Source organism: Methanolobus sediminis (assembly GCF_031312595.1).
Taxonomy (GTDB): domain Archaea; phylum Halobacteriota; class Methanosarcinia; order Methanosarcinales; family Methanosarcinaceae; genus Methanolobus; species Methanolobus sediminis.
Genome location: NZ_CP133592.1, coordinates 413,445 through 435,708, shown reverse-complemented (window position 1 = coordinate 435,708; position 22,264 = coordinate 413,445). Strand labels below are relative to the sequence as shown.

Here is a 22,264-nt window from a genome sequence, read left to right as displayed (position 1 = left end):
ATTAATAGTAAATACAATGTCTGGGCAAAACTGAGGGTAAATAATGATAGACAGAAAAGAGATCGCAGAGATCATTGAAGATTATGATTTAGATAAGGTCAAGATCGGTGCTGTGGCGTCACATTCAGCACTTGATATCTTTGACGGGGCAATTGAAGAGGATTTCAGGACATTTGCTGTTTGCCAGCAGGGTCGTGAAAAAACCTACACAGAATACTTCAAGTCCCAGAGAGACAGCAATGGTAAGGTTGTCCGTGGTATTGTGGACGAACACATTTTGCTGAACAAATTCAGTGAAACCACCAGTGCAGCCGTCCAGAAGAAACTTGTAGAAGAGAATGTGCTTTTCATTCCAAACCGTTCATTCACATCATACTGTGGTATCGATGACGTAGAGAACGATTTCAAAGTCCCTCTTGTTGGAAGCAGGAACATGCTCCGCAGTGAAGAGAGAGGTATGGACCGTGACTACTACTGGCTCCTTGAGAAAGCAGGATTGCCATTCCCTGAAAGGATCAATGACCCGCAGGACATAGAGGAACTTGTAATGGTAAAGCTCCCTCATGCAGTCAAGAAGCTTGAAAGAGGTTTCTTCACAGCAGGAACCTACGAGGAATATCAACAGAAGGCACAGTCCCTGCTCAAACAGGGTGTTATCACTCAGGATGCACTTGACAACGCAAGAATTGAGCGTTATGTAATTGGTCCGGTCTTCAATTTTGACATGTTCTACTCACCTGTAGAGACCGAGATGAGCAAACTTGAGATTCTTGGTATCGACTGGCGCTTTGAGACAAGCCTTGACGGACACGTACGTCTTCCTGCACCACAGCAGATGACACTTGCAGAACACCAGCTCACACCTGAGTACACAGTATGTGGTCACAACTCAGCAACCCTCAGGGAATCACTTCTTGAGAAGGTATTCGAGCTTTCCCAGAAATACATCGATGCTGCAAAGAAACACTATGACCCTGGAGTAATCGGTCCGTTCTGTCTCCAGACATGTGTTGACAAAGATCTTAACTTTTACATATATGATGTAGCACCACGTGTTGGCGGTGGAACAAATGTCCACATGTCAGTTGGTCACCCATATGGAAACACCACATGGAGAAAGCCAATGAGCACAGGTCGCCGTGTTGCTTTTGAGATAAGAAGAGCAATTGAGACCGACCAGCTTGACAAGATAATTACATAAATTCATCTTTTCAGCCTTTCAGGTTTTGTCCTGACGGGTTTCCGGTTTCAAAGGCCGGACTTATTTTATTTATTGTTCTCAATAAGATAATAATATATGCAGTGTAATAATAGTCTTTTTATATAATTGATTGTATAATACTTGTCACATGCAGATCAACAGAGTTCCTACGGGAATACGAGAACTGGACGAAATACTCGAAGGAGGCTATCCCGCACAGCAGGGTATTCTGGTAAGTGGTTCCCCAGGTTCTGGAAAAACTATCCTTGCAACTCATTTTCTTTACAGGTCATGTCAGGATGGGAAAAAATGCGTACTTATGCTTACCCAGGTCAATGTAGAAAGTTTTCTTGAACAGGCTATGAGCATTGGAATTGATTTCACTTCATGCATAAAAAAAGGAACTCTGCAAATAACCAAATCCTTTGAAACCAGGACTAACAAAATATACAATGCTGCAAGACATGGCAGTAGAATAGGATTTCTGGAAAAAGACAGTGTGCAGAGTGTTCAGGACATTCCTGACGATGTAGAAGTTGTGGTTATAGACAATTTAGATATGCTTTCTCTTTACCATGATATGGAAGAGTTTGCAGATAAGTTCTTTACTATAAATGATATCCTTTTTGATAAGAAATGTACAACTCTTTTTTTGATAGGCCCGGAAGAAAGCGGACAGAAACTTGCCATTGCACAGCATACTTCTTTTGGTAACATCGAACTGAGTGTTATCAGGGATAGCGTGACAGGTAAAGGGATGAGACAAATGTATATTCCTAAAATGAGATGTACTTATCTCATGCTGGAGCCTCTAAACTACAAAATAAGTAATAAAGGTATTAAGATCGAGAAGATCTTCCAGAGGGATGATATAATTAACTATGCTATGAGATCTATGTCATGACCACATTGTCGGCATTCTTCTTTTTCATATCCTTGTTATAGCAAATTATATACATTATTAAAAGAATAAGGCATGGTTTGCCATACCAATAGGTATTTGCATTTTCTGGTCTGTTCGAAATCATTTAAATATGATTAATCGAATGATAGACCACAAATCTAAACAGGTAATCCGTTAAAACTTATACTGAACTTATTACACTTTTAGAATATTGCCCAACCGGGAGGGAAATCAAAAATTGAGTCAACCTTGTGTTAATATCGGCATGGTAGGACATGTCGACCACGGAAAAACCACACTTGTCAGCGCGCTGTCAGGAGTATGGACAGATACACATAGCGAAGAGATGAAGCGTGGAATATCTATCAGACTGGGCTATGCAGACACTACTTTCAGGAAGTGTCCGAATTGTCCGGAACCTCAGTGTTATACAGTAGAGAAGACCTGCCCTGGATGTGGTGAACCATCCGAAGAGCTCAGGACTGTGTCCTTTGTAGATGCTCCAGGTCACGAAACACTGATGGCTACTATGCTGTCCGGTGCAGCTATCATGGATGGTGCCATTCTTGTTATCGCGGCAAATGAAACATGCCCACAGCCACAGACAAAAGAACACCTGATGGCACTGAACATTATCGGTATCGAGAACCTTGTGATCGTCCAGAACAAGATCGACCTTGTACCAAAGGAAAAGGTCATTGAACACTATCACCAGATCAAGGAATTTGTGAAGGGAACCGTTGCAGAGGGTGCACCTATCGTGCCAATATCCGCACAACAGAACATAAATATCGATGCTCTTATCATGGCAATGGAAGAGAAGATCCCAACGCCAGTTCATAAGATAGACAAACCACCTCACATGCTTATTGCAAGATCATTCGATATCAACAAGCCAGGTACACCTATTAAGAAAATTACCGGTGGTGTTATCGGCGGCACACTTACAGAAGGAATGCTGCATCCTGGTGACGAACTTGAGGTCAAGCCGGGAAGAAAGGTTGAGAGTGATGGTATGACCAGGTGGGAATCTATTGTTACTAAGGTTTCTATGATCGTTGCCGGAAAGGAAAACGTTGAAGAGGCAACTCCTGGAGGACTGCTTGCAGTAGGTACCACTCTTGATCCGACACTCACAAAGAGTGATTCACTGACAGGACAGGTAGCAGGTCTGCCCGGAACCTTACCTCCAACACGTGATGATCTCAAACTCGAGCTTCACTTGCTTGAGAGAGTTGTAGGGGTTTCCGATGAGGAAGTTATCGGACCTATAAAGACTAGTGAGCCATTGATGCTGAATGTGGGTACAGCAACTACTGTTGGTGTTGTCACCAGCGCACGTAAGGACATTGCAGAGGTCAAATTGAAAAGACCTGTCTGTGCGGAAGGAGATTCCATGGTTGCTATAAGCAGGCGTGTGGGCTCACGCTGGAGACTTATTGGTGTAGGAGTTATCAAGGATTGAAGGTAATTATTGATACGAACGCATTAATGATACCTGTCCAGTTCAAAGTCGATATTTTTGAAGAGCTTAAGCGACTTGGATTCGATATCCATCTCGTTCCCACAGCTGTTATCACTGAACTGGACAACCTGATCAAAAATCTCAAAGGACAGGACAGGATTGCAGCGAAGGTTGCCCGGTCAATGGCAGAGAGATGTGAGACCGTCCGTGCTGACGGGCACGCTGACGATGTCATTCTGGAACTGGCCATCGATCTTGAAGCTGCCGTACTGACCAATGATATCGGACTTAGAAGAAGACTAGAAGAAAAAAATATCCCGGTAATTTGTCTGCGTCAGAAGAACCGACTTGAGATTGTTTCATAATAGATCAGTTTAAAATCATATAAGTTGTTATATAATTATACTATACAGGATTATTGGAGTTTTTCATATGTATAAAAAGATGAAGCTTGCCGATACTATTCGTGTTGCGCCAGATCTTTTAGGCAAGGATGTTAACGAGAATGTCAAGAATGCCCTGAAGCACAAGCTGGAAGGCAGAATAGACAAGGAAATTGGTGCTATCGTTGCCATCACACAGATCAACGAAATTGGTGAAGGTCATATCCTTGTTGGTGACGGTGCTGTATACTACGATGTGAACTTTGACGCAATAGTCTTTGTTCCAACTATCCAGGAAGTTATTGAGGGAGAAGTTGTAGAGACCGTTGACTTTGGTGCCTTTGTAAGTATCGGAGCTATGGATGGACTCCTGCACGTAAGTCAGGTTACTGATGATTTCATGTCATACGATGGAAAGAACGGCAGACTTGTCAGCAAGAATGGTGGCAGGGCACTTTCAGAGGGTGACAAGGTCAGGGCACGTATCGTTGCTGTGAGCATCAATGAGAGAGAACCAAGGGAAAGCAAGATAGGACTGACAATGCGTCAGCATTCCCTGGGTAAGTTCGAATGGCTGGAAGATGCCAGAAGGCCTTCCGCTGAGAAAGAGTAAACAAAACCGGAGTGCTTTAAATGAGTGAACAGGTTTGTAGGGAATGCCACAGAATCATTAATGGTCAGACATGTCCCATTTGCGGTTCAAGCAATCTCAGTGCTGACTGGAGTGGTATGGTAATTATCATAGATCCGGAACGCTCGGAAATTGCAAAGAAAATTGATGTGAAGGTCCCGGACAAATATGCATTGAAGGTGCGCTAGTTGGGCATTGAGCTTACTTTGCCCGAAACATTACGTCCTCGTTTTCGGGAAATATTCGGACGCCTTTACAAAGGTAAAGGTGCCGATACCATTGAAAAACTTTCAGTGGATCTTGGTAGTCCCACAAAACTTATATCCGTGGGTGATGTTACTACCTTCCACTTGCTCAATCATGGAATAATTCCGGACATCCTTATAGTGGATGACCGAACAAAACGCGGTCCGGCTTCTGATCGGGTCGTGGTGGGTACCAAGCATACAGGGTTCACCGAAATATCCGTTGACAATCCAGCAGGGGTCATAACCGAAGATCTGATAGATGCTGTAGGAAATGCATTAAAATCAGATGAGAATGTCAGGATATTTGTGCGCGGCGAGGAGGACCTTGCGGCTGTACCTGCAATTCTTATGGCACCGGAAGGTTCAGCTGTTCTTTACGGACAGCCGGATGAAGGTGTTGTACTTGTCAAGATAACATCAGATAAGAAGGAACAAATGGAGGATCTGTTAACGGCGATACTCGACGGACAGGCCTGCAATAATCAGGAAATAGAGACTATTCGGAGGAAACTGAATGGATATCAAAATTATTAAAGAAAAAAATAATGCACTCCTTAACAGGCGTGAATTAAACCTCGCGGTTACATTCGATGGTGCAACACCATCAAGAGACGATGTTAAAGCTAAACTTGCAGCTATGCTCAATGCACCATTGGAACTTGTCATCGTTCAGAAAATGAACAACGAGTTCGGTAAGCAGGAAATTGACGCATACGTCAAGATCTATGAAGATGCAGCTCGTATGAAGCAGATCGAGGAAGCATATGTTCTTGAAAGGAACAAGCTCCCTGAGCCAGAAGCAGCTGAAGAGACCACAGAGGAATAATCATGGCAGCAAAAGCAAGCAGTAAAGCAGCAAGCAAGCCTGCAAAAGACTACTATAATGTCAGTGGCGATTCAATAGAGCGCACCAACCAGTTCTGCCCACGCTGTGGTGAGGGAGTTTTCCTCGCAGAGCACAAGGACAGACGTTCATGCGGTAAGTGCGGATACACTGAGTTTAAGAAATAATTCTTTTTTCTGCAACCCATCGGGTTGCTTTTCTTTGATTTTTTTATTGATATTGTACACAGTTAAGTGATACGTATCTGTAAATGTTTTAATATCCATTTCTTTGGACATCTGCATCATGGATTATTTACATTTCTATCTATTAATTAAATATACTTTTTTCTCAATACTCATTTGATTTTATATAGAAGTTTGTTTGAATATATTTATCACTTACATATTATCGTGAATGTTTCTACAATTGTTATTTTATACTCAGCACAAAAACAGGAAATGAATACATGAAGGATAGGAAAAATATTGCATTCATCTTCATAATTTTATTGTTTTTTACATCTATTGCATCGGCAAATGACAGCAACATTATCTTTCTGAAAGCAGGTCATATTAATACTGATCTGGAAACAGATGTCAACAACACCGGACCAAGTACAATGGCTGTTAGTGTCAACAATGAAGTTCCGGATAGTTCTTATAAATATTATCTTGTTCAATTCGATGGCATCGTGCAGCCTGAGTGGAAAGATACGGTGGAGACAACCGGTGCTGAGATTTTTGATTACGTTCCCGATAATACTTTTGTGCTGAAGATGAATGAAACCGTAAAGTCCCAGGTTGAATCTCTGGAATTTGTACGCTGGATTGGGGAGTATTTACCTGTATATAAATATGTGGCAGAAGAAACCGATTCATTTTCTAATTCAACTAATTCTACTATCGAATTATTAGTTACTCTTTTTGAAGCTGAAAACGATGAGCAAATAATCGAAGAAATAAACCAAATTGATGGAACCATTATCGATAATTCATATCAGATTTTAAAAATAGAAATTCCTGTGAACAATATAGAAGAACTGACAAAAATAAACGGGATCTCATGGATTGAAGAGTATCATACTCCTACTGCTTTTAATGACGTTGCGGCAACTATCATGAATGTAAGTATTGTACATTCTAATGTGGGACTTAATGGCAGCGGGCAAATAGTTGCAGTATGCGATACCGGTCTGGATACTGGTGTAGATGATGAGACGATGCATGCGGATATCCGGGGAAGGATACTGAAAATAATTGATTATTCAGATAATGGTGCTATGGATTATGCAGGTCATGGTACACACGTTGTAGGTTCTGTTCTTGGTAATGGTTCTATGTCAGGAGGCCAGTATAAAGGAATAGCTCCAGAAGCAAGTTTGGTATTCCAGGCAGTGCAAAATGCAACTGATTCTACTAATGAATTATCTGCAATCCCAGGTAATCTCAGCATTCTTTTCCAGTCAGCATATAATTTGACCGCAAAAATACATAGTAATAGTTGGGGAGATGGTGATTATGGAAAGTATACTACTTCCTCTCAGCAAGTTGATGATTTTATCTGGAACAATCCAGATATGGTTATTGTTTTCGCAGCAGGTAATTCCGGACCGTCTATATATTCAATATCAAGTCCTGCAACTGCAAAAAACTGTATTACAGTTGGAGCTTCGGAAAGCAATAGAACTGGTGTGAAAGATTTTTTAGGTTATTCTTATGATTCATATACTGATAATATTGACGAAGTAGCAACATTTAGCAGCCGTGGGCCAACAGTTGATAACAGAATAAAACCGGATGTTGTTGCTCCCGGAACATGCATCATTTCAACGAGATCAAGTTTAGCTACTTATGAGTACATTAACATATCACAAAATACAAATTATGCTTATTTAAGTGGAACTAGCATGGCTACACCACTTGTTTCAGGGTCAATAGCTCTCATCCGTGAGTATTATTTGACAGAGGAAAAATTAGAAAATGTCAGTGCTGCACTATTAAAAGCAACTTTAATAAATGGAGCATATGACATATCACAAGAAACCGAAGCTCAATACGATTATTCTCAGGGATGGGGACGTGTTGATGTTGCAAATTCCATAATGGTAAACTATCCAGAAGTAATTGCTTATTATGACGGTAAATCACTTAGCAAAAATGAGTCATGGACTCACACTTACGAGTATATTGAAAATGGAGAGTCATTAAGAGCAACTCTTGTCTGGACTGACTACCCTGCTTTTGAGGGCACAACCAAGTCACTGGTAAATGACCTTGATTTCACCATTACAGACTCTTCAGATACATACTATGGCAATGGTGGTTCCGATTTTGATCGCATCAACAATGTTGAAGGCATCGAATTGAGTAGTGTATCGGATGAAGATTACACATTCAATATCACTGCTCATAGTGTAAACAAAGGAGGATCGCAACCATTTGCTCTTGTAGCTTCCTTTACCTGTGACAACAATGAATTCCCGGCTCCAGGCACACAGGCCACTAGCAAGAACATGGCTGTTTCTACAGATGTTGTCCATCCGCAGGGAGTTGATTATGATTCTATCGTCATGAAAATAAACAACTCTACTGTATCATTTACTGCTACTCCGATAACAGACGGATATAGGATTGAATATAACAGTGCTTCATCCTATCAGACCGGTGAATATAATATATCCATATCAGCCAGTACAGAAAATGGACAGGACTTTTCATACTCATGGAACTTTACCGTAGATGCAGTAACTTCTAACAATGCTCCTGTTCTTTCTCATATTGGAACCAGAAATGTCAGTGAATCTTCCACTCTGATTATAAATCTCTCAGCAACAGATGCTGATAATGACACACTTATTTTTGGTACAAACGCAAGTTTTGGTGTTCTTTATGACAATACTTTTACATGGACTCCAGATTACAATGATTCTGGTGTTTATTCAGTTGAGTTCAATGTAACTGATGGAATTGAAGTTGATAATGAGACGATCACCATTAATGTAACAAATATAAATTTACCTCCAGAGTTTGATTCAATTTCTTCAAAAACAATAGAAGTAACCAAAAATCTCCAATTCACTATCAATGCAACAGATGCAGATGGAGATGAGCTTGTCTATTCTAATGTAAGTACCTTACCTGACGGTGCAACATTCAATGCTACTTCCCTACTATTCAACTGGACTCCAACAGTTGATCAGAAAGGAACATATTTTGTTAATTTCACCGTAACAGATGGAAATGATTATAGCAATTTGACCGTTCCAATAATAGTAATTGAATTATCAACTATTACAAAAACACCTTCTGGCGGCGGAGGAGGAGGCGGTGGTGGCGGTACCACTGGAGAAGATGTTGAGAACATCGCAGTAAAAGATGTCAGCTCTGTCTTCGTGGGAATAGGTAATGTTAAGTTTGATTTCTATAGAGATGGCAACGATATTCAGTATATTGGTTATGAATCACTGAAGAATTCCGGAACTATCTCAGTGACAATAGAGGTACTGAAAGATAAGTCCACATTTGTTTATTCACTTCCTGCCGGAGATGTTTACAAGAATATAAACATCTGGGTAGGTAAGGCAGGATATGCAACAGAAGATAACATTGCTGACCCTGTGATTGGGTTCAAAGTATCCAGAAACTGGATAGAGGATAATGATATCGATGAGCTAAGCATTGTTCTTGAGAGATATGATGGCGGCTGGAGCAGACTCTCAACCACGCAAACAGGTTCAGATGATGAATACCTGTATTTCGAGGCAAGTACACCGGGATTCTCACCTTTTGTTATCATAGGTGAAGCAAATGAGAGACTGCAATCCGTTACTGATGAAGATAATTCTGCCATAGATACTCTAAATTCCAGCATAAATGCTTCAACAGAGGTAGTTACACCGGAAAAAACAATTGGGGCACTTTCTGCTCTGACTTGTGGCTTGATTATTGCTTTAGTCTGCTTCCTATATAGGAAGCAGTAATATTCTTTTTTGTAAATAAGTGAATCATATAAGATTAAGAGATACATCCATATTTTTATTCGGCAGAATCTATAAATATGAATGTTAGTATATTTCTGTTTTGTATACAAAATGGATGGTGCTGCATGCACGTTAAAAACATACTCCTGATATTATTCATACTGATTATTTCTATTGCTACTGTAAACGCAAGCACTGAATATGCTAATGATAATAGCCTGATTCTCCTAAAAGCAGGACATATAAATACTGATGATACTGTTTCTGAAATTGAAAATAATGACACTACAGCTCAGAGTCTTTCAACCGTGTCCGTCGAGAACACTGAAAGTTATTACATAGTACAATTCACAGGCCCAGTGAGATATAGCTGGAAGCAGGAAATTATCAATGCAGGAGCCACAATCTACGATTATGTTCCAAACAACGCATTCATTTTCAGGATGAATGATGACGTGAAAGCTCAAGTAGGATTGATGGATTTCGTCAAATGGATTGGCGAGTACAGATCGTCTTATAAATATGAGCCAGAATTGGTATATGCCAGCAGTGTTCAGATAGCAGGGAATCTATCTGATAATGAAAATACATACTATGTATTGCTTTTTTGTTCAGATGACTATGAAAATATAGCCAACTCCGTTGAGTCACTTGGTGGAACCATTATTTCAGGTTCAAGGACTATAATGAAAGTACAAATAACCACAGAAATGATACCAGAGATAGCAGCTATCAATGGTGTTAGCTGGATAGAGGAATACGTCCAGCCAACTGTGAACAATGACATCGCTGCAGGTATCATTAATGTAAATACGGTTCACGAAACATATGGACTGAATGGTAGTGGACAGATAGTTGCCATTGCTGATTCAGGACTAGACAATGGCGAGGATAATATTGACATGCACGCAGACATCAGGGGGAGGATATTGTATCTCGAAGACCTAAATGATAATGATGCTGCTGATTACTTGGGACATGGGACCCATGTAGCAGGCTCGGTGCTTGGTAATGGTTCACTTTCCAATGGAAACTATAGTGGAATGGCACCTGAGGCTCAATTGGTATTCCAGTCAATTGGTGGCAGTAGTAGTATTCTGTACCCTCCAGTTGACTTGAATGATTTGTTCTTACAAGCATACAACACCAGTACAAATACAAGAATACATACCAACAGTTGGGGTTATACCGGGAATCTTGGAGAATATACTGAAAGGTCACAGCAGGTTGATCAGTTTATGTGGGAGCATCCTGATATGTTGATTCTTTTTTCAGCAGGTAACAATGGTGCGTCGGGTAGTAGTACAGTAGGTTCCCCCGGGACAGCAAAAAATGCGCTGACAGTAGGTGCTTCGGAGAATTATAGGCCTGATAATGGTAGTAGTTCTGACAATATAAGCCAAATTGCGTACTTCAGCAGTCTTGGACCAGTAGATGATAAAACATCTGATGATGATAATATATCAAAAAACAGAATAAAACCTGATGTGGTTGCACCTGGCACAAACATTGTGTCAGTCAAGTCCAGCCAAGCTAATATTGACTCATGGTATTTAAACACAAATTATGCACTAATGAGCGGCACAAGTATGTCAACACCAATTGTTGCAGGTTCTGCTGCTTTGATAAGACAGTATTATATGGATATAGAGAATGTACCCCATCCAAGTGCTGCTCTTATCAAGGCTACATTGATAAATGGAGCTTATAACTTAAATTCAGAAAATATGGGAAGACCGGATTATTTTCAGGGATGGGGACGTGTTGATGTTGAGAATTCTATATTCCCACAGTATCCGGATTTCATTGGATATTTTGATAACCCTGAACCATTGAACGATGATCCGGATAATGCTAGTTACAATTCTGAATGGAACGTCACTTACATTGTAAGTGAAAACTCAGAATATTTAAGAACAACTCTTGTCTGGACTGATTATCCAGGATTTTATGCTTCAGACAAAGTGCTTGTGAACAACCTCGATTTAATTATTGTTACACCAGACAACGAAACACATTATGGGAACTACGGACCTGATACTGTAAATAATGTTGAAGGCATCGAATTCCAAGACCCAGCCCCTGGAATATACACTATTATGGTGAATGCAACAGTGATAAATTCAGATGATTCACAGAACCTTTCACATGACTCACTTTCACTAGGGACACAGAACTTTTCACTTGTGATTAGTTCCACATTTGATGTTAATGAGTATCCTCGAAATAACAACTACACGACTGATGATTTAACTGTTGTTTCACTTAACCTTACACATCCGTATGGAATTAACCAGAGTACAATAAACATGACAATAGATGGAAACGAGGTAAGTCCTTCTTCAGACAATATAATAGGTGGATTCAACGTTTCGTATCACACTGCAGAACCATATGACGAAGGATATCATAATGTGTCTGTAACTGCTCTTACAAATAAGAGTGAAGAGATTAGCTATGAATGGAGATTCTATGTTAGTGTAGAAGACAACATAATAACAATAGATGGTCTTGCAGAGAATTTAGTAATACAGGAAGAAACTGTTGATATCAACGTCAGCAACCTTAAGTATTGTGATTTCTGGTACAACATTGATAATGGAGACAATTCCAGTAATCAAACAGGTTTCTGGTTAAATACAACTCTTAATATGACTGAAGGACATTATAATCTTACTATATTTGCCAGAGACATAACAAACTATACCAATTCAACAACAGTAAACTTTACCGTATTCACAGAATCAGCAGAGATTGATTATCCTGAATCTGGAACTATATATTATTTGCCGGAGGATAACAGTTTCACACTGAACGGAACAGTTGGAGTTGCAACCAATGTTTCAATTTACGTGAACGGAGCTCTGACCAATTATTCAGAACCAGTTTCAAACGGAGTGTTCAATGTAAGCAATGTCCCTCTTTCAAATGGGACAAATACCATCAATATCAGTGCTATGTACAACAATTCGCTGAATGATTACTTCACTGCAAATACTACTATATACATCAGCCTTGGACAGACTGTGAATACAAGTTCAAGTGATATTGTCACTATATCTGTTCCGGGAATAGGTACGAATGTGAGTAATCCAGTTTTCAATTTCAATATCAGCGGTACATCATCCAATCCAGGAAATATTTCTGCTTCTGTAGTCAGAGGGACAGAACCTGAAAACGGTTCATCACTTGTCGGAACAGTGCTTGATATAAGGGTCTACAATGAATCAGACATGAATTACTCACATCAGTTCGGCAGGAATGTATCCCTTGCACTGGGATACGACCCTTATCTAGTGAATAATACTAACAAGCTATTGGTTGCATGGTATGATGAAGAAGAAGGAACATGGATTCCATTTAGAAGCACAGTGAATATCACTGCAAACACAACCACCACTAATATCACTCACCTTAGTATCTATGCTCCACATGAGGATAATACAGCACCGGTTATCAGCAGTGTGACAAATTCCAGCACTACTTCAACGATTACTCTTGCGTGGGAGTCATCAGAAGACACCGATCATGTGGAAGTGTGGACAAATGGTTCACTTCTTGGAAACTATTCTGGTTCTGAAATGACAGATACAGGGCTCAGTGCCAGCACTCTTTACAATTACAGTCTTCGTGCGGTAGACTATGTAGGAAATATAGGTGAATGGTACAATACATCAGTGAGAACTAGCGCTGCAACAAGTGCATCATCTTCAAGTAGCTCTTCCGGTGGAGGAGGCGGTGGAGGTGGATCTACCGGTGAGGATGTAGATAACATTGCATTCAAGGACGTACTTTCTGTTTATGCAGGAAAGGATGATTTTGTAGATTTTGATTTTACCAAGGATCAGAATGAGGTTGATTATGTCCGCTACACTTCACTGAAAAATGCAGGTAGGATCAGTGTGACAATAGAGATACTGAAAAGTACTTCTGCACTTGTGGACGAATCTGCTTCTGGTTTTGTATATAAAAATATGAATATATGGGTTGGAAAAACCGGTTATGCCATAGAGAGCAATATTAAAGATCCTGTAATTGGTTTCAAGGTAAGCAAGGACTGGGTTGCTGACAATGATGTCAACATTGATACAATAGTCCTTAATCGCTATAGTGAAGATGTCTGGACTAAGCTGGATACTGAGCAGACAGGTGAAGATGGGGATTATTATTACTTCGAGGCAAGTACTCCCGGATTCTCTCCGTTTGCTGTGACTGCAGATATTCCAATCACTCTGGATTCAGAGAATGATGAGAAAAGTGATACAGAATTTGTTACTGCGTCTGACACCAGTGATGAGAGTACAGCAGAGGAAAACAATAGCGAAACTGGAAAAAGCATACCTGTATTGTCAGTTCTTGTAACATTGGCAATAATTGCAGTTGCATCTGTGTTCATCAGGAAACAGCAAGATTAATATTCAACTCCATCCCATTTAGCGCCGGAGATATCAAGTTGAAAGGAACAGTGCTTGGCATTGAGGGCACTGCGTGGAACCTCAGTGCTGCCATCGTTAATGAAAAAGATGTTATTGCGGAGGTTTCCGACATGTACAGACCTCCAATTGGCGGGATACACCCAAGGGAAGCTGCCCAGCACCATGCAAAGTATGCTTCCTATGTGGTAAAAGGAGTACTTGAGGAAGCAAGGCAGAAAGGAGTCGATGCATCCAATATCGATGCAATCTCATTCTCGCAGGGTCCGGGACTTGGAGCCTGCTTGCGTACTGTGGCTACTGTTGCCAGGATGCTTGCAATAAGTCTTGATGTTCCTCTTGTTGGTGTAAATCACTGTCTTGCCCATGTTGAGGTTGGGCGCTGGAAAACTCCGGCAACTGATCCGGTCACACTGTATGTCAGTGGTGCAAATTCACAGGTTCTGGCTTACAGGATGGGACGATACAGGGTATTTGGCGAGACTCTTGATATCGGACTTGGAAATGCTTTTGATAAATTTGCACGCAGTGCAGGTCTTGGACATCCGGGAGGACCGCAGATAGAGCAGTTCGCCAAAAATGCTTCAAATTACATTCCACTTCCCTATGTTGTAAAGGGAATGGACTTATCGTTTTCAGGGCTTTCAACCGCAGCAACCGCAGCACTCAAAGATCATTCCATGGAGGATGTCTGTTATTCATTCCAGGAGACTGCTTTTGCGATGGTAGTCGAGGTTACCGAACGTGCGCTTGCACACACCGGAAAGAATGAAGTGCTTCTGGCAGGTGGTGTCGGTGCTAACGCCAGACTTCGGGAAATGCTGGATATTATGTGTAACGAGCGCGGTGCTAATTTCTATGTTCCAGAAAAGAGGTTCATGGGAGATAATGGAGCTATGATAGCATATCTTGGACTCCTGATGTATGATTCAGGTAATGTGATTGACGTTGAGAACTCACACGTGAACCCGAATTTCAGGCCTGATGATGTTGATGTTACATGGATTTCCAGGGATTTTGAGGAAGGGAGGCAGTCATGAATCTCACCAATGGTGCAGAGGCTGTCGTCAGGGTTGAAGATGGTGTTCTTATCAAGGAAAGAGTTCCGAAGAACTATCGTTTGAAAGAACTTGATGAGCGTATCAGGAAGGAGAGGACAAAAGCCGAGTCACGGCTAATATCTGAGGCAAGAAGAGCCGGTGTTCCAACTCCTATCATTTATGATATTGAGAATTCCACAATAAAGATGCAGTACATTGATGGAGTTGCACTGAAGCACGTAATCGATGAGAAGCTCAGCGAGCAGATAGGTGTGCTTGTTGCGGAGCTACATGCAGCCGGAATTGTACATGGTGACCTGACAACATCCAATCTCATACTTTTCAACGATAAGATTTACATGATCGACTTCGGTTTGTCCTTTTTCGAAGGCAGTGTCGAAGCACGTGGTGTGGATGTACACGTCCTTTTCAGGACATTTGAAAGTACACACATGGACCATGAAAAACTTATTGAGGCATTCTGCCGTGGATACAGGAATGAATTCGAGCAGGCTGATGAAGTGCTTGAAAGAGTGAAAGAAATAGAGAAGAGGGGAAGATATGCGTAAGATTGTTTTTGTCACAGGTAATAAGGGAAAGTTCAGGGAAGTCAAGGATATACTTGCCGCTAAAGGATTTGAGGTTATACAGAACACAGATGGTTATCCTGAGCTTCAGGAGGATGACCTTGAACCCATTGCCGCCTATGGTGCTAAATGGGCATCTGATAAACTTGGCATGCCTGTAATGGTGGACGATTCCGGATTATTTATCAATATACTAAACGGTTTTCCCGGACCATATTCTGCTTTTGTTGAAAAGAATCTTGGAAATCCAAGAGTCCTTAAGATCATGGAAGGTGAGACCGACAGGTCTGCTGTGTTCAAGTCAGTTATAGGATACTGTGAACCCAGAGCTGAGCCGCTGACCTTTACAGGAACTGTGGAAGGGAAGATTGCCTTTGAGGAACTTGGGACAGGTGGGTTTGGATATGATCCAATCTTCGATTACAATGGAAAGACCTTCGGAGAGCTTGGTGATGAATTCAAGAATACGGTTTCACACCGCAGGCGCGCTGTTGATAAGTTTGTAGAGTGGCTTGATTCACAAAGCTAACTTTCAATTATTGTATTGGCATTTTATTGATAAATCAATAATAAAGGGATGTGAAAAACTGGGGGTTAAAAACAGTTCTTTTTTCAGGGATACCAGAGGTATTGACACCGTCCCATTGAAAATGGTTTTCTATCTTGTCATAACGGCTGCAATTATTTTCCTTATGGCTTTCTCATGGAATAACATGGCACCGGTTTACTCTGGAGCTAAGGATAGCAAGCAGATAAACTCTGCCGTTCTGGATTTAGTGTCAATACAGGATGGATATGCCCGGAACCTTCAGGCTGCAAGTTTAACGGAAGGTTCGATGTGCAACATTGAACTCTCATTACCTGACGTCAGTTTTCTGTCATTTGGCGTGGATCCGGATCCGGATATAAATGGAAATCTTAGTGATAGTTCATGGATTGTTGAGAACAATACCATAATCTGCCAGTATAAAAGCGGTGTAAGGAACCTGTATCACATTGATGGCGATACCATTATTTTCAAAAAAGGCAAGCTGGATAATTCTACCGGTCTATGGGTGCCGGATGAAAGTGTTGATTCTACAGGAATAGTGGTTGAAGGTCCGATATCAGGAACTTTCAATTTCGAGTTGATACTTGATGATGGGAAATATACCCTATCACACTTTTAGAATTAGTGCTGGCACCCTTTGTTTGTATGAAGCTTAAAATTGAAAATAAAAAAGTATTCAGATCAACATGAAATAAAATCCATGTTGATTCTGTTTTTGTAAGTAATATTTGATGCTTTAGATAAGTTCTACCGCTGCACCCAGTTCTTTCATTACTTCAAAGAAGTTGGGGAATGAAATGTCCACGGCCTCAGCAGTATCAATTACCGTATCTCCGGCAACCATTCCTGCAATGGTCAGTGCCATTATTATCCTGTGGTCGTGCCATCCATGAAGCTCGGCTCCTCTGAGTGTGCCACCTGTGATAGTAAGCTGATCAGGTTCTTCCCTGACAGAGATTCCCATTTTGGTAAGTTCCATTGCCATTGCATGTAACCTGTCGGTTTCCTTGTAACGAACGTGTTCTGCATTCTCTATCACAGTTGTTCCATCTGCACATGCAGCCAGAACTGCAATTGTTGGTACAAGGTCAGGTGTTGCACCTGCATCGAAAGTTGTTGCCTGAAGGCCGTTACCTGTGATCTCTGCCACACCTTTCTCTTTGTCCCAGGCTATCTTTGCACCCATACGTTCAAGGACTTCAATTATTTCAATGTCGCCCTGTTTTGATGGGAACAGGTTCTTCACTATAACAGTAGACCCTGTTACCGCAGCGGCTGCAAGCAAGTATGAAGCTGAAGAGAAGTCTCCAGGAACAGTGTACTCTTTCAGGTTGTACCTCTGGTTTGCAGGGATGATGAACTTGATTGTATTTCCTTCTTCCACAAGGATCTCTGCACCTGCCTGTTCTATCAGTTCCATTGTAACATCAACATATGGTCTTGACTTCATCTCACCTTTGATTGAGAGTGTTGTGCTCTGTGTGGTCAGCGGACAGGCAATAAGAAGTGCTGATATGAACTGTGAACTGATGGACCCGTCAATTGTTGTAATGGCGCCTTTAAGCCCTCCACGCACAACTATGGGTGCACAGCCGTTTCCTCTGGTGGAGTATGCTTCAACACCAAGTTTGTTCAGGACATCAAGGAGAGGCTGGTTTGGCCTGTTCCTGATTGAACTGTCGCCTGTAAGTACAGTAACTCCGTTTGTAAGCGCTGACACAGCTGTCATAAAACGCAGTGTAGTTCCGGAGTTTGCAACATCAATGACGTTGTTTGGAACGTGAGGTTTGCCATTCACTCCCTTTACGTGAATTCTATCCTCGTATTTCTCAATGCTTGCTCCCAATGCTTCTGCTGCACGGATACTTGCAAGTGTATCGGCTGACATAAGGGGACGGTGGATCACACAGTCATCGGACAGTGCGGCAATTGTAATTGCACGATGAGTATAGCTTTTTGATGGTGGTGCGAAAACCTCACCATTTACTTTTGAAGTGCTGACAGATACTTTCATTTTATCCTCTCTCGGATTCTATAAAATGTAATGTTAGATCTTAAAATCTCATTCCCTGTATTCAGATATGAATCAATTTCAATAGCTTTATGCAAATATGAACAATCCCTGGTTACTTTTGACAAAATGCCTTTCTCAATGATATTCTTATCGATGTAATACAATACCACTGATGAATAAATGAACACTTTTTTTCTTAAATACTTTTTTTATGTCAGTAAAGCCCGTGTTTTTATTGCCATCTCTTCCGCTTCCTTTTTATTATATGCCGCAAAATTCCCAGAATAAATAATTCGATATCGGCATATAATACATTGTCCATTACACACGATGGTGCTAAAAATGAAGTGCTATACCATAGGATACGGAAATCGGCAGCTTGATGAGTTTATTTTCATGCTGGCAAAGAACAGGATAACACATCTGGTCGATATACGAAGGTATCCGCAGTCAACTTTCAAGGAATATGACAGGGAGTCGCTGGAAGATATACTTCCGAAGAACGGTATTCTTTATTACCATTGTGAAGGTGTCGGAGGAATGCGTGATTCCACATACGTGGAGTACATGGATACGGAGTCATTCCAAAGCAGCCTGAAAAAACTGATTTCGCTTATCAGCAAGGTAAACTCTGAAGACGGCAGGATAGTTCTAATGTGTGCCGAGAAAAGTCCAAAAGGATGCCACAGGCACTATCTTTCAAATAAACTTGAAGAAAAAGGTATTGAGGTTATCCATCTTGTAGAACAGGGACAGACAAGCCTCTTTAATTTCTAACTATATTTTAACTTGAATAGTATCTTATTTGATTAATGCATTGCACGCAGACGCCTTATACGTTCCTCTGTTGCAGGGTGTGTCCTGAACAGATTCATCAGAGAGTGTCCTTTCAGCGGGTTTACGATGAACATGTGCGCAGTGGTTTCGGATGCCTGTACATCGCCTCTTCTTGGACGGTAGTTGTTGCTTCCATATTCCAGTTTCTCAAGGGCACTGGCAAGAGCCCAGGGTTTCTGTGATATGCGTGCTCCTTCTTCATCCGCTGCGAATTCCCTTGATCTTGAAATTGCAAACTGGATGACCGTTGCTGCAATTGGTGCTACGATAGCAAGCGCAAGGAATCCGATAATATTCCCGCCGCCTTCGCTGTCTCTGCTACCGAAACCGCCAAATATTGCCGCCCATTTGACCCAGGTTGCGATCATTGTAATGACACCGGCAATGGTTGCTGCAATGGCACTAATGAGCGTGTCTCTGTGTTTTACATGTGAAAGTTCGTGTGCAAGGACACCTTCAAGTTCCTCTGCGTTTAACAGGTCAAGTATCCCGGTGGTTGCAGCTACTGCTGCATGCTGTGGGTCTCTGCCTGTTGCAAATGCATTTGGCATTGAAGTATTCACAATATATACCTTTGGCATTGGCATATTTGCACGCATGGCAAGTTTCTGTACAATTCCATATAATTGCGGAGCTTCGGCTGCAGTAACTTCCTGAGCACGATACATTTTCAGGACTATTTTATCACTATACCAGTAGCTTCCAAAGTTCATGACAATTGCAAATATGAATGCAATTATCATTCCTGACGTTCCACCGAGCAACTGGCCTACAATAACCAGTAAACCGGTAAGAGATGCCAGTAATAAAGTGGTTTTTAGCATATTTCCCATAATTTTCCTCTTAGATATGATGTCATTTCTAAGTCTAAAACTGTTGTTTGTTCATCTATAAAAAGATAACTCTACATTCGGATACTTTTTCCTATGAAATAATCATGTCAAATGCAACAAAACAGATTCAAACGGCTTTATTATTTGAATCAATTATAGTTGCAGAAAAAGAAAATAAAATTGAAATTTGCCGTTTCCGGCAAAATTATTCAATACTTCAGACATGTGCCGTTTTTAAATCACGTTCTGCAATTTCATCATCATTTCCACTATCATTTGCACGGGCAATACTTGCAGCACTTACATTACTGAGACTCAAATAAACACTGAAGAAAACAATTATTTTTGTGCATTATCATATCTGCAAGATTCAGTAATGTTGCAGCAAAAAAGAAAAAGAAATCTATATTCTATATTAGGAAAAGATAAATTGAAAAAGTAAGATGGAACATTTAGAATGTTCCGGTTCATATATCTTCTATATTAATATCTTCTTCCTGTTCCGTTGTGTTAAGCATTTTCTCAAGCTCGGCAAGGTTAGATTCCATATCCTGAATTTCTGTATCAGTAATTCCTACCATTTCCTGGCTGAGTAATTCGTCGGCAATACTGAGGTTTTGATCAGCACTGCTGCTTAGATTGTTCTTTTCCTGAGTACTACTTTCTTTATCGGTACATCCTGAGATGATAAGACTGAAGAGCACCACAGTAATGATAATCACTTTTCCGATTTTTATCATATACAACCACCTATCTTCTAACTCCGGTTTATTTAGCTCTCAGTCACGTTTTGATCGTCGTTGTTTTCCTCACTATTCTGATCATCTGTCAACATAATGATCTGTGTAATTGAATCATTGTTCAATTTATTGTTATCAGATTCATATGCTGTCAGACTAACGTTGTATTCATCATAAAGGGCATATTCATGTGTTGGATATTGTTCTGTTGAATAATTACCATCATCAAAATCCCAGTACCATGAAGAAGCATTGGCAGATGCATCATTAAAAGTCACGTTAAGACCGTCAATATTGTAAGTGAAGTTTGCTACGACTGTTACATTATCATCTTCATCCGTGGCGTCTTCATTGTCTTCATCGTCGCCTGTATAACGGCTTGCCCAGTCTCCTTCTTCATCTCCATCACCGACCGTATAGGTACCTTCACCTGAAAGTACTGCAGTACCCGTTCCGTCCACATCGAGTTTGATGTCCTCTCCACTGACCATCACTGTAAGGCGACTTCCAGTAATATTAACTTCACCTGTGATGTTTATGAAGACGAATGCACGGTTGTTATCTGTGCTGTTACCTGCATCGATGTTAGATGTATCATATTCTGCATCATCCGCATTGATATCAGCATCTCCTGCGAGGTCCTTTATCACAAGTTTTGCATAATCATCAGCTGTGATGTCTATGGTAAGGTTTCCTGAAAGTACTACAGTACCGTTACCTTCTGCATGAAGAGTACCATTTCCAGTGAGTACTACTACACCTTCTCTTTCCTGCTTGAGTTCCTTGAGAATGTTCCTGAGAATACCATTTGCATCCTTGATGTCCTTTCCTGCTTCAACAGTGTTCCCGTTAGCATATCTATTTCTGGCCTGCTCAATAAGTCCCTCGTATTCACCGAGCATATCTCTAAGGTCATCTACATTCTTCCCATTCTCTTCCATGGTGTTAATCTCATTATTAAGACGCACTCTCAGGTTCTCAGATGCCTGAAGAATACCATTTATCTTGTTATCAACGGCCTTACTGGCAGATGTTGCATGTTCCTTGCGAGCATCATTCCAGATATTCTTTATTGTCTTTGCAGAATCAGCTAGATCCTTTCTGGTTTCATCTTCTTCAAGAACTTTGGTTTGTACGTCTTTAAGGTCGTCTATGTACTCACTATCCTCATCGAGAAGAGATATCATATAGTCAATTGTTTCATTAAGATAATCTTTTGTGGCATTGATGGCTTCTTCAGTATTAAGATTCGGATTCTGGGACTTTATATTGGCAAACTTGACCTTTGCATCGTTATAGTTGGATGCAGCATTATTCCCTCTGCCAGTGATCTTAGCATTCTCTTCATCATCAGTGCTGTCATCAGCTAGATTTCCATTACCATTATCTCCGGCTGATTTGATGTTTCCATTATTTTCGGTTAATTTGACATTATTGTTCTTTGCGTTATCTGATGCTGCCATTGCACCCGTTGGTATAACACTAATAAGCATCATCATTACTGCAAAAATCGTAATTATTCGCATTCCATTTTTTGTTTTTCTCATCATAAGAGTTCTCTCCAGTTCTCCTTTATTTAATTTTATAATATCT

At 40.8% G+C, this 22,264-nt stretch carries 20 protein-coding genes; 16 read left to right on the top strand and 4 right to left on the bottom strand.

Annotation, left to right across the window (positions count from 1 at the left end):
- Window positions 1–43: 43 nt before the first annotated feature.
- From RE474_RS01995 to RE474_RS01925, 15 genes are all read left to right on the top strand, one after another.
- Window positions 44–1,201 carry a formate--phosphoribosylaminoimidazolecarboxamide ligase family protein gene (locus tag RE474_RS01995; protein WP_309311319.1) on the top strand — a complete coding sequence of 386 codons (1,158 nt, stop codon included), beginning with the start codon at window positions 44–46 and terminating at the stop codon, window positions 1,199–1,201.
- Window positions 1,202–1,349: 148 nt separating this feature from the next.
- The gene (locus RE474_RS01990) at window positions 1,350–2,105 is read left to right on the top strand and encodes an RAD55 family ATPase (RefSeq protein WP_309311318.1); all 756 of its coding nucleotides are present in this window, start codon (window positions 1,350–1,352) and stop codon (window positions 2,103–2,105) included.
- A gap of 238 nt (window positions 2,106–2,343) precedes the next feature.
- Entirely contained in the window at window positions 2,344–3,570 is a 1,227-nt protein-coding gene (locus tag RE474_RS01985) for a translation initiation factor IF-2 subunit gamma (protein ID WP_309311317.1), read from the top strand.
- Entirely contained in the window at window positions 3,567–3,935 is a 369-nt protein-coding gene (locus tag RE474_RS01980) for a PIN domain-containing protein (RefSeq protein ID WP_309311316.1), read from the top strand. The genes RE474_RS01985 and RE474_RS01980 overlap by 4 nt, the downstream gene beginning before the upstream one ends.
- A gap of 67 nt (window positions 3,936–4,002) precedes the next feature.
- Window positions 4,003–4,566 (top strand): DNA-directed RNA polymerase, encoded by a 564-nt coding sequence (locus tag RE474_RS01975; RefSeq protein ID WP_309311315.1) that lies wholly within the window; start codon window positions 4,003–4,005, stop codon window positions 4,564–4,566.
- 20 nt (window positions 4,567–4,586) lie between these two features.
- Window positions 4,587–4,772 carry a transcription elongation factor subunit Spt4 gene (gene spt4 / locus RE474_RS01970; protein WP_309311314.1) on the top strand — a complete coding sequence of 62 codons (186 nt, stop codon included), beginning with the start codon at window positions 4,587–4,589 and terminating at the stop codon, window positions 4,770–4,772.
- Window positions 4,773–5,366, top strand: a complete 594-nt coding sequence (locus RE474_RS01965) for a GTP-dependent dephospho-CoA kinase family protein (protein WP_309311313.1) — start codon at window positions 4,773–4,775, stop codon at window positions 5,364–5,366.
- Window positions 5,347–5,658 carry a 30S ribosomal protein S24e gene (locus RE474_RS01960; RefSeq protein WP_309311312.1) on the top strand — a complete coding sequence of 104 codons (312 nt, stop codon included), beginning with the start codon at window positions 5,347–5,349 and terminating at the stop codon, window positions 5,656–5,658. Before RE474_RS01965 ends, RE474_RS01960 begins: the two co-directional genes overlap by 20 nt.
- 2 nt (window positions 5,659–5,660) lie before the next feature.
- Window positions 5,661–5,843, top strand: coding sequence for a 30S ribosomal protein S27ae (locus RE474_RS01955; RefSeq protein WP_309311311.1), 183 nt, complete (start codon window positions 5,661–5,663; stop codon window positions 5,841–5,843).
- Between the two features lie 281 nt (window positions 5,844–6,124).
- Window positions 6,125–9,637 (top strand): PGF-pre-PGF domain-containing protein, encoded by a 3,513-nt coding sequence (locus tag RE474_RS01950; RefSeq protein WP_309311310.1) that lies wholly within the window; start codon window positions 6,125–6,127, stop codon window positions 9,635–9,637.
- A 125-nt stretch (window positions 9,638–9,762) separates the two neighbouring features.
- Window positions 9,763–14,052, top strand: a complete 4,290-nt coding sequence (locus tag RE474_RS01945; RefSeq protein ID WP_309311309.1) for a PGF-pre-PGF domain-containing protein — start codon at window positions 9,763–9,765, stop codon at window positions 14,050–14,052.
- A gap of 38 nt (window positions 14,053–14,090) precedes the next feature.
- Window positions 14,091–15,110: a bifunctional N(6)-L-threonylcarbamoyladenine synthase/serine/threonine protein kinase gene (locus tag RE474_RS01940; protein WP_309311308.1), complete on the top strand. Its 1,020-nt coding sequence runs from the start codon at window positions 14,091–14,093 to the stop codon at window positions 15,108–15,110.
- Window positions 15,107–15,679 (top strand): Kae1-associated kinase Bud32, encoded by a 573-nt coding sequence (locus tag RE474_RS01935; protein WP_309311307.1) that lies wholly within the window; start codon window positions 15,107–15,109, stop codon window positions 15,677–15,679. Before RE474_RS01940 ends, RE474_RS01935 begins: the two co-directional genes overlap by 4 nt.
- The gene (locus RE474_RS01930) at window positions 15,672–16,226 is read left to right on the top strand and encodes an XTP/dITP diphosphatase (RefSeq protein WP_309311306.1); all 555 of its coding nucleotides are present in this window, start codon (window positions 15,672–15,674) and stop codon (window positions 16,224–16,226) included. Before RE474_RS01935 ends, RE474_RS01930 begins: the two co-directional genes overlap by 8 nt.
- A 121-nt stretch (window positions 16,227–16,347) precedes the next feature.
- Complete coding sequence (locus RE474_RS01925; protein WP_309311305.1) at window positions 16,348–16,866, top strand: hypothetical protein; 519 nt, start codon at window positions 16,348–16,350, stop codon at window positions 16,864–16,866.
- Window positions 16,867–16,983: 117 nt separating this feature from the next.
- Here RE474_RS01925 and aroA read toward each other — a convergent pair whose 3' ends face one another.
- Window positions 16,984–18,261, bottom strand: a complete 1,278-nt coding sequence (gene aroA, locus RE474_RS01920) for a 3-phosphoshikimate 1-carboxyvinyltransferase (protein ID WP_309311304.1) — start codon at window positions 18,259–18,261, stop codon at window positions 16,984–16,986.
- Window positions 18,262–18,603: 342 nt separating this feature from the next.
- On the opposite strand from aroA, the gene RE474_RS01915 reads away from it, so the two are divergent.
- Complete coding sequence (locus tag RE474_RS01915; protein ID WP_309311303.1) at window positions 18,604–19,038, top strand: DUF488 domain-containing protein; 435 nt, start codon at window positions 18,604–18,606, stop codon at window positions 19,036–19,038.
- Between the two features lie 32 nt (window positions 19,039–19,070).
- On the opposite strand, the gene htpX is transcribed toward RE474_RS01915, so the two are convergent.
- The 3 genes from htpX to RE474_RS01900 all read right to left on the bottom strand — a co-directional run bounded on the left by htpX (window position 19,071) and on the right by RE474_RS01900 (window position 22,221).
- Entirely contained in the window at window positions 19,071–19,931 is an 861-nt protein-coding gene (gene htpX / locus RE474_RS01910) for a zinc metalloprotease HtpX (protein ID WP_309311302.1), read from the bottom strand.
- 467 nt (window positions 19,932–20,398) lie between these two features.
- A complete protein-coding gene (locus RE474_RS01905; protein ID WP_309311301.1) occupies window positions 20,399–20,671 on the bottom strand; it encodes a hypothetical protein in 273 nt (90 codons plus the stop codon).
- A gap of 32 nt (window positions 20,672–20,703) precedes the next feature.
- The gene (locus RE474_RS01900; RefSeq protein ID WP_309311300.1) at window positions 20,704–22,221 is read right to left on the bottom strand and encodes a PKD domain-containing protein; all 1,518 of its coding nucleotides are present in this window, start codon (window positions 22,219–22,221) and stop codon (window positions 20,704–20,706) included.
- Window positions 22,222–22,264: the final 43 nt, after the last annotated feature.

Coding starts and splice junctions, on each gene's coding strand:
- RE474_RS01995 (WP_309311319.1), top strand. CDS start 44: ATGATAGACAGAAAAGAGATCGCAGAGATCATTGAAGATTATGATTTA.
- RE474_RS01990 (WP_309311318.1), top strand. CDS start 1,350: ATGCAGATCAACAGAGTTCCTACGGGAATACGAGAACTGGACGAAATA.
- RE474_RS01975 (WP_309311315.1), top strand. CDS start 4,003: ATGTATAAAAAGATGAAGCTTGCCGATACTATTCGTGTTGCGCCAGAT.
- spt4 (WP_309311314.1), top strand. CDS start 4,587: ATGAGTGAACAGGTTTGTAGGGAATGCCACAGAATCATTAATGGTCAG.
- RE474_RS01960 (WP_309311312.1), top strand. CDS start 5,347: ATGGATATCAAAATTATTAAAGAAAAAAATAATGCACTCCTTAACAGG.
- RE474_RS01955 (WP_309311311.1), top strand. CDS start 5,661: ATGGCAGCAAAAGCAAGCAGTAAAGCAGCAAGCAAGCCTGCAAAAGAC.
- RE474_RS01950 (WP_309311310.1), top strand. CDS start 6,125: ATGAAGGATAGGAAAAATATTGCATTCATCTTCATAATTTTATTGTTT.
- RE474_RS01945 (WP_309311309.1), top strand. CDS start 9,763: ATGCACGTTAAAAACATACTCCTGATATTATTCATACTGATTATTTCT.
- RE474_RS01935 (WP_309311307.1), top strand. CDS start 15,107: ATGAATCTCACCAATGGTGCAGAGGCTGTCGTCAGGGTTGAAGATGGT.
- RE474_RS01930 (WP_309311306.1), top strand. CDS start 15,672: ATGCGTAAGATTGTTTTTGTCACAGGTAATAAGGGAAAGTTCAGGGAA.
- RE474_RS01925 (WP_309311305.1), top strand. CDS start 16,348: ATGGTTTTCTATCTTGTCATAACGGCTGCAATTATTTTCCTTATGGCT.
- aroA (WP_309311304.1), bottom strand. CDS start 18,261: ATGAAAGTATCTGTCAGCACTTCAAAAGTAAATGGTGAGGTTTTCGCA.
- RE474_RS01915 (WP_309311303.1), top strand. CDS start 18,604: ATGAAGTGCTATACCATAGGATACGGAAATCGGCAGCTTGATGAGTTT.
- htpX (WP_309311302.1), bottom strand. CDS start 19,931: ATGGGAAATATGCTAAAAACCACTTTATTACTGGCATCTCTTACCGGT.
- RE474_RS01905 (WP_309311301.1), bottom strand. CDS start 20,671: ATGATAAAAATCGGAAAAGTGATTATCATTACTGTGGTGCTCTTCAGT.
- RE474_RS01900 (WP_309311300.1), bottom strand. CDS start 22,221: ATGATGAGAAAAACAAAAAATGGAATGCGAATAATTACGATTTTTGCA.